Raw genomic sequence first — 7,332 nt, forward strand, 5'->3', positions numbered from 1 at the left:
TCATCGACGAGGTGACCGCCGAATTGCCGATATTGGCGTTGATCTTGACCAGGAAATTGCGACCGATAACCATCGGCTCGCTCTCGGGATGATTGATGTTGGCAGGGATTATGGCCCGTCCACGCGCCACCTCGTCGCGCACGAATTCCGGGGTGACGAAGTCGGGGATTGCCGCGCCGAAGGCTTCGCCGTCGCGCTCAAGCTTGCCGAGCAGGGCCTCGCGGCCGAGGTTCTCGCGGATGGCGACGAACTCCATCTCGGGCGTGATCATGCCGGCGCGCGCATAGGCGAGCTGGGTGACGGCCTTGCCGGCCTTGGCTCTCAGCGGACGGCTTCGGATCGGAAATTCCCGCGTCAGGCGCTCTCCTGTCGCAAATCCGTTGTCCTCCGGCCTGACATGGCGGCCGTCATAGGCACGACATCGCCGCGAGCGGCGATCCAGTCCTGCCGAAGGCGGGCAAGACCCTTTTCGATGTCAGTTTCAATCGCGGGGTCGGTGTAGGGGCCTGACGGATCGTAGACCGTCACCGGCGGCTCACCGGCAGTCGGGTGGACCGCGATCTCCCGCATTGGCACCCCGATCTGTGAATGGAGGACGCCGGATTTGTGGATCTTGCGCGACGCCGGCAGCGGTCCGGTCGATACGGTGGGGGGTCAAGGCATTCATTTGAGGCTCCTTTGCTCGTTGCATTGGAGACCCAGCTCTGTGCCGGAAGGATGAAAAGACGCCTTGCTGACCCGCCCGAAACAAATCCTCGGGCATGAATTCCCGCAAGCGCTCGCACCGTCCCTACGCCAGTATGAACTGGATCAGGTTACGGGTCACTGCGCCGCAAAGCCAGCAGTATCTCAGCCCCTTGCCGGGACTCCCCTGGTGAATGCCTCGATTGGACCGGGCCGGTGCCCGTTTGTCAAGCGCCTTCAGGCCGCGGTGGAAGGTCAAAGGCAGGCGGAACGCTCCCGTGTTCAGGATGCGGACGGGTCGTCCGCGCGCGATTCTGTCGTCACGAGATGACGCAAATCTGGACACTCATGTTCTATGACAAGCCTTCCGAAATGCTACATCTGAAACCATGAAAATATTGACTTCCAACAATCGCCAGTCGATATTCGGATCCTCAAGTTCATCGAGGTAAATTACTGCATGAAGCTCGGTATTTCGTATAGATTTATAATAGAATTTCGATTGTTAGAGTGTAATAGCCAGAGGTGCTTTGGTATTGCGTAAAAATTAGGCGTTATAGATTGCTGATGGTCTGTTGATGTGAAAACCGACCGGGTGACGTGCCGGTCGACTTCAAGATGGCAGTCTCTGCTAGCAATTACCTGACGCCTCGGCCGATAGCGGCAGTGCAGCGAGATCCTCCCTCTTCGCGTCGCACGCCCAATCGGCCGAGGCTACCCATTGCAAGGGGCGCGCCTCGCAAATGCAGAATTGCGTTGGCTCTAGAGCGCAGCACCCATGGGAGCATACGAATGGCTGTCGTGGAATCTGCCAACAATTGTGACGGTGGGGAACTAGCGGAACATCTCGGCTCGGCTCATGCACAAAGTACTCAGTTGTTGATGCTTGGCGCACTTGGTGTGGTCTATGGCGATATCGGGACGAGCCCAATCTATGCGTTCCGCGAAGCGCTGCATGCCTCGTCTGGCGGCAACATCGCTGACCCTGCAGATATTTTCGGCGTGATGTCGCTGATCATATGGTCGCTGACCATTACCGTCACGGTAAAATACATCATGTTCGTGCTGCGCGCCGACAACCGCGGCGAGGGGGGCGTGCTGTCGCTGATGGCGCTGGCGCGCGGCAGTTTCCCCAAGCGCTCGGCGCTGATCCTGGGCGTAGGCATCGTCGGTGCCTCGCTGTTTTTCGGTGACGCCGTCATTACGCCGGCGATTTCGGTGCTGTCGGCGGTCGAGGGCATGAATGTCGTCACCCCCACCTTCCAGCCCTATGTCGTGCCGCTGACGCTGGTCATCCTGGCCATGGTGTTCGCGGTTCAGCGTTTCGGCACCGGCGGCGTGGGACTGGTCTTCGGCCCGGTGACCGCGATCTGGTTCCTGGCCATCGGCCTTTCCGGCCTCAAGCACATCATTGCCGATCCGGAAATCCTGTGGGCGGTGAGCCCACACTACATCGTTGCCTTTCTGATCCATTCGCCCGACGTCGCCTTCGTTACTATCGGCGCCATCTTCCTCGCCGTCACCGGCGCCGAAGCGCTCTATGCCGATCTCGGCCATTTCGGCCGCAAACCGATCGTGCTTGCCTGGCTTTCGATCGTCTTCCCCTGCCTGCTGTTGAATTATGCCGGCCAGGGCGCCTTCGTGCTGGCGAAGAACGGCGTGGTTGGCCACCCATTCTTCGAAATGAACGAAGGTTGGGTGCTGATCCCCATGGTGGTGCTGGCGACGGCGGCTACCGTCATTGCCAGCCAGGCGGTCATTTCGGGGGCCTTTTCGCTGACCCGCCAGGCGGTGCAGCTCAACATGCTGCCGCGGCTGGAAATCCTGCACACGTCGGAAAAGCAGTCCGGCCAGATCTACATGCCGCGCGTCAACCTTTTGCTGGCCCTGGTGGTGATGATGCTGGTGGTCGGCTTCGGCGAATCGAGCAAGCTGGCTTCCGCCTACGGCATCTCGGTGACCGGCAACATGCTGGTGACGACGGTGCTGCTCTATGTCGTCATGACCCGTATCTGGAAGTGGAAGCTGTCGGTGGCGATCCCGCTTACCGTGCTGTTTGCCTTGATCGATATCGGCTTCTTCGCCTCCAACATCGTCAAGGTGTTCGAAGGCGGCTGGGCGTCGCTGGTCGTGGCCTTCACCATCGTGCTGGGCATGTGGACCTGGGTGCGCGGCAGCCGCTATCTCTTCGACAAGACCCGCCGCAACGAGATCCCGCTCGATTTCCTCGCCGGCAATCTTTTGAAGAAAAAGCCGCAACTGGTGTCCGGCACCGCCGTGTTCCTGACCAGCGATCCGCAAAGCGCGCCGACGGCGCTGATGCACAGCCTGAAGCACTACAAGGTGCTGCACGAGCAGAATGTCATTCTGTCGGTTGTCACGGCACCGCAGCCGCTGGTCCCCGACAGCGACCGGGTGAGGATGGAGACGGTCAACGAGTTGTTCATGCGGGTGACGCTGACCTTCGGCTACATGGAGCAGCCCAACATCCCGCGCGCGCTGGCGATTTGCCGCAAGCAGGGCTGGAAGTTCGACATCATGACGACGTCATTCTTCCTGTCGCGGCGCTCGCTCAAGGCATCACCCAATTCCGGCATGCCGGTGTGGCAGGACAAGCTGTTCATCGGCCTGGCGCGCACGGCGGCCGACGCCACCGAATATTTCCAGATTCCAACCGGACGTGTGGTAGAAATCGGTACGCAGGTGGTTGTCTAGCTCTCGCCTCGATTTGCACGATCAACGTCCTTGCCAGGGCACTTGCACTACGTTGCAACTCATAAACCGAGTTCGTCCTGCCCCAAGTTCTGATCCACGGCGGGACCGCCAAAAGCCGCATCGATGTACGCGCCGGCGTGAACTACGCGACCTCCAGCATCGGACCGGACGAAACGTCCACTTGCGCTCGGCCTGCTCCGCTGCGGAGAAAGGCCAACTGGCCGGTGCACTCCCGGCGACGAGCACTGCAACAATCACCGCAACATGGCAGCGCAAGAAGGGGATCCATGCAGGACTATCCGCTACTCACTGACAATCGAAGGCAAGACCGTCGCCGTTCCGCTTACCGCCGACAAGCCGGCGGATTGCTGCGCGAATTTTCTGAGAAAGCCGAATGACCATGTGGACCAAGATCAAAACCTTCTTCCTCAAAAGCGAGCCCATTTTCTTGGCCCGCCTACAGGCCTTCAGCGGCGTCGTGGTCCGCGTCCTCCTCTCGCTCGACCCCGGCCTGTTCCAACGCTACGTGTTGCCAAAATGGCCCCCGACCGACATGCGGTCGGTCGGCGTGCTGACCGATTACCCGCGGCACCGGGACGATCCCACTCTCGGCAGTAACCCCAGCATCGGCAAGGTGCAGTGAGATGACCGCGTTACTAACCACGATTGCGCTTCTTCTGGCCGGTCACGCACTGGCTGACTATCCGCTTCAGAGCGATTTCCTTGCCAGGGCTAAGAACCGCGCCAACCCGATTCCGGGCGTTCCCTGGTACCATGGCCTTCTATCTCACGCGGCAATCCACGGCGGTGTAGTCGGCCTGATAACCGGCAGTCTCGCGCTCGGTGTCGCAGAGTTCGTCGCTCACGGCCTCATCGACGATGCCAAGTGCATGGGGCGGATTTCTTACGACATGGACCAATCTCTGCACATGTCCTGTAAACTCTGCTGGGTGGTAATCCTGATACATTGGGGAACATTCTCATGACTGCTTTACTCGCATTCCTGTTTACCAACCCGATCATCCTCGCGGTCGGAGCCGGCATTATTGGCGCCGCCGTCGCGTGGATGCATGGACGCGTCACCGGGGCCAAGGCTGAACGTGCTCAATCAGATCGCGCGGGCACCAAGGCCACAACCGAAGGCGAGCAGATCGATGGTTCCGTGGCCGGCCGCGCTCCGGACGCCAACAGTTAGGGACTGGCCAAACGGTCAAAGCAATAACTCTGACGGGTCTTCTCGCGCTCGCCCCGGCCAGAAAGTCGGGCGGCACATTCTGCGCGTTAAACATCCGATCCGGTCGACAAAAGTCGAAGTCGCAAGCCTGTCTGCTGCGACGGTCGCTGCAGTCACAGCTTCCAACGAAAACGGCGCCCCGCGTGGCTGGGACATTCGGACGCGCCAGGACGATCCGACACACTTCGGTTAGAACAGCTTCTCGTCTTTGCCATCATCCAGTGCCCTGGGTTTTCTGGCGGCGGATCCAAGGTGCCATCCGAATCGCCAAGGTTGAGGGTACCATTAAGGCGGCCTCCGCTGCTCTCGCTGCCCCGGTCTAGGCGCAACTCGCCGACTACAAGCTGCACTTCGCTGAGACCCAGACATCACGAAGGCCGGTATGCGAGAGACGAATGAGCAGATCATCGCGCCCGTCCGTGGCACGAAAACCGACGTTCACGGGCTCAATGAGCGGATCGATCGGATCTTCGAACACCAAGAGCTGCCGCCTCATGCCCATGGCCCGACCAGGTCGTCGACGGAGCCTATCGAGACGCTCTGGACCTAGGCTTCCTGGACGCCGGCGGTCAGCGCCTTCTCGGCCATGCGGCGCGGCCAATCACCGGCCGTCGCTCCTACGTTTGCGATACAGAGTAGCCCCTCGTCTCCTCCAAGCGACGAGGACGGTGCGGCTCAAGAGAGAACGACACCCTCATTTTCCGCCTTGAGGCCGATGTCGACCAGCGCGCACAAGGTGGATCTATACCAGCGCCCGCGACGCTCCCGCGGATGTTCGGCACGGCGAACTCACTCAGCGTGGCGTCATCGGACACCTTAGCGTCCGGCTCTTGAAGGGCAGCCACATAACGTTGCGGGGCGGATAACTAACGGAAGCGGCAAATGGCTGGCTACCCTCTCATTAAAAACGAGTCCCGGCTGCGATTTGCAAACTGGAAGAGCTGTCGTTTCCTTTTTTGCGAGTTCGCTAAAAAGTCTTCAGCCCGAACCTGCTTATTGTGGTCTGCCCTGTCATATTCATTACGGTCATCGCACGGTAGAATGGCGCCGCTTAGCTTTCGCGGCCGATGGTTCGGACAACGCTCAATTGAGCTGAGCGTGTCAAATCGTCAGGGTCAGGTCGAAACCAACAACACCGATGTGTAGCGCGGAGCTTCAATGCCTCTGACATCTCGTTGCGAGGCTAGTGAACGACCACGAGACGGCTCAGACCGCCATGCGCGACAACAAAGACTATTCTCGACAGGGGATCATCATCATCGAACCGGCGGTCGGGAGGAACGGCCGGCTGAAAGAGGACGAGGGCAATGATGCGGTCACGAGAGGGGCGGCGCGACATACACGAGCCGATTGCACGGTTCCTGTGCCAGAAATGGCGGACAGGTCCCGCGATCAACCCGCCGTCGCGAGCAGTTCGCGCCAGTGGAGGCTTCGCAGTCTGCTGCCCGCAGGGTGAAGCGCGTAGCAGATGAAGCCTGCACCGTAGACTCAAACCCCTGAAGCGTCTGGGGCGTCAGCCTGCTACAGGCTGTTCGGACATGAAGTTAAGCTAGGACAGCTTGTCGCTTGAATTCGACAGGGCTCAGATAGTCGAGTGCCTTGGCCGAGGGTTGTAGAAGCGCTCGAGTCTAATCGAAACACATCGCCCCGGCGTTATCCCTCGCCCTGTAAATCTTGCGGGCCGTCCGCTCGGTTTTCAACGGCGAGAAGAAGCTTCCATCAAGATTGTCCCAGACGTGGCCCGACCGGCTCATTGAGCGTTTTCGACAGGAGCGGAGGCGAGGTCAGCGGGCGAGCACTGCATTGAGATCGCAGGGTCACAGGCTCAATCCGTTCACGTTTAACATTCGCGTTAAACTCATTAGATAAGTCTGCACCATCGTGCGGCCGGGGAACGTCCCTGCGCCAGGGCCACTTGTCCCGCCTCCCAACGCGTTTCTATTATCGGTGGCCACCGGCGAGAGTTTCTTCTGGACGGCGAAGCATCCGTCCAGTTCCCTGAGACCGAAATGCATGAGCGAGTGCAAGCGGTGAATCTCCCTGCGGGCGGGACCTTGCGATTGCCATGGGTCATCAGGGCACTGTCGACTGTGATCGACCGGGGCCGTGTCGATCCCGCCCATTCGAAGTTCGCCAACCGTTTTCGCGGGCTCCTCAAATTCTTCGTAGAGGAACAAATGCTCAGCGCAGATCGCAAGTCTTTTTATGCACCGACGGTCTTTGTTGAAGGCGCGCTGATCGCGGCGAGCGGCAGTTTCATCGCGATTGTTGTTGCTATCGGCATGTCGCTATGGCGAGCGCGGGAGGCCAAATACGTGGCAACGTACGGCTCGGCGCGCTGGGCTGTGCGAAAGGAGATCGAAGCCGCAGCCTGCTCGGCCCCGACGGCGTGGTTCTCGGCAACCTTAATTTGGACTACCTTCGCCACGATGGCCCGGAGCATGTCCTGTGCTTCGCGCCGACCCGAAGCGGCAAGGGCGTCGGGCTGGTCGTGCCATCTCTGCTAACTTGGCCGGGAAGCGCAATCGTTCACGACATCAAGCGTGAAAATTGGGAACTCACCGCTGGCTGGCGAGCACGTTTCGGCCGTGTGCTGCTGTTCGACCCAACCCACGCTGCGTCAGCCGCATACAACCCGCTAGCCCGTCCTATTCATGAGCCTTGTGGTTCGAGCGCCGCTGAGCATTGGGTCATGCAGG

4 protein-coding genes, 3 pseudogenes and 1 riboswitch are annotated in these 7,332 nt (G+C 60.0%); of the genes and pseudogenes, 5 read left to right on the top strand and 2 right to left on the bottom strand.

The annotated features are described in order from the left end of the window. Nucleotides 1-667: pseudogene (locus tag ACWGTO_RS32360) on the bottom strand (phosphomethylpyrimidine synthase ThiC); the annotation flags it as partial. A gap of 102 nt (nt 668-769) precedes the next feature. Beyond that, nucleotides 770-883, bottom strand: a riboswitch (TPP riboswitch). Nucleotides 884-1,440: 557 nt separating this feature from the next. Between ACWGTO_RS32360 and ACWGTO_RS32365 the strand changes: the two are divergent. The 4 genes from ACWGTO_RS32365 to ACWGTO_RS32380 all read left to right on the top strand — a co-directional run bounded on the left by ACWGTO_RS32365 (nt 1,441) and on the right by ACWGTO_RS32380 (nt 4,594). Further along, nucleotides 1,441-3,399, top strand: coding sequence for a potassium transporter Kup (locus ACWGTO_RS32365; protein WP_454578792.1), 1,959 nt, complete (start codon nt 1,441-1,443; stop codon nt 3,397-3,399). Between the two features lie 394 nt (nt 3,400-3,793). Continuing rightward, nucleotides 3,794-4,042, top strand: coding sequence for a hypothetical protein (locus ACWGTO_RS32370; RefSeq protein WP_454578793.1), 249 nt, complete (start codon nt 3,794-3,796; stop codon nt 4,040-4,042). Nucleotide 4,043: 1 nt separating this feature from the next. Then, entirely contained in the window at nt 4,044-4,385 is a 342-nt protein-coding gene (locus tag ACWGTO_RS32375) for a DUF3307 domain-containing protein (protein WP_454578794.1), read from the top strand. After that, the gene (locus tag ACWGTO_RS32380) at nt 4,382-4,594 is read left to right on the top strand and encodes a hypothetical protein (RefSeq protein WP_454578795.1); all 213 of its coding nucleotides are present in this window, start codon (nt 4,382-4,384) and stop codon (nt 4,592-4,594) included. Before ACWGTO_RS32375 ends, ACWGTO_RS32380 begins: the two co-directional genes overlap by 4 nt. Nucleotides 4,595-6,177: 1,583 nt before the next feature. On the opposite strand, the pseudogene ACWGTO_RS32385 reads toward ACWGTO_RS32380, so the two are convergent. Further along, nucleotides 6,178-6,390: pseudogene (locus ACWGTO_RS32385) on the bottom strand (IS3 family transposase); the annotation flags it as partial. Nucleotides 6,391-6,837: 447 nt separating this feature from the next. Between ACWGTO_RS32385 and ACWGTO_RS32390 the strand changes: the two are divergent. After that, a pseudogene (locus tag ACWGTO_RS32390) lies at nt 6,838-7,332 on the top strand (type IV secretory system conjugative DNA transfer family protein); the annotation flags it as partial.

This window comes from Mesorhizobium sp. PL10, assembly GCF_053714315.1.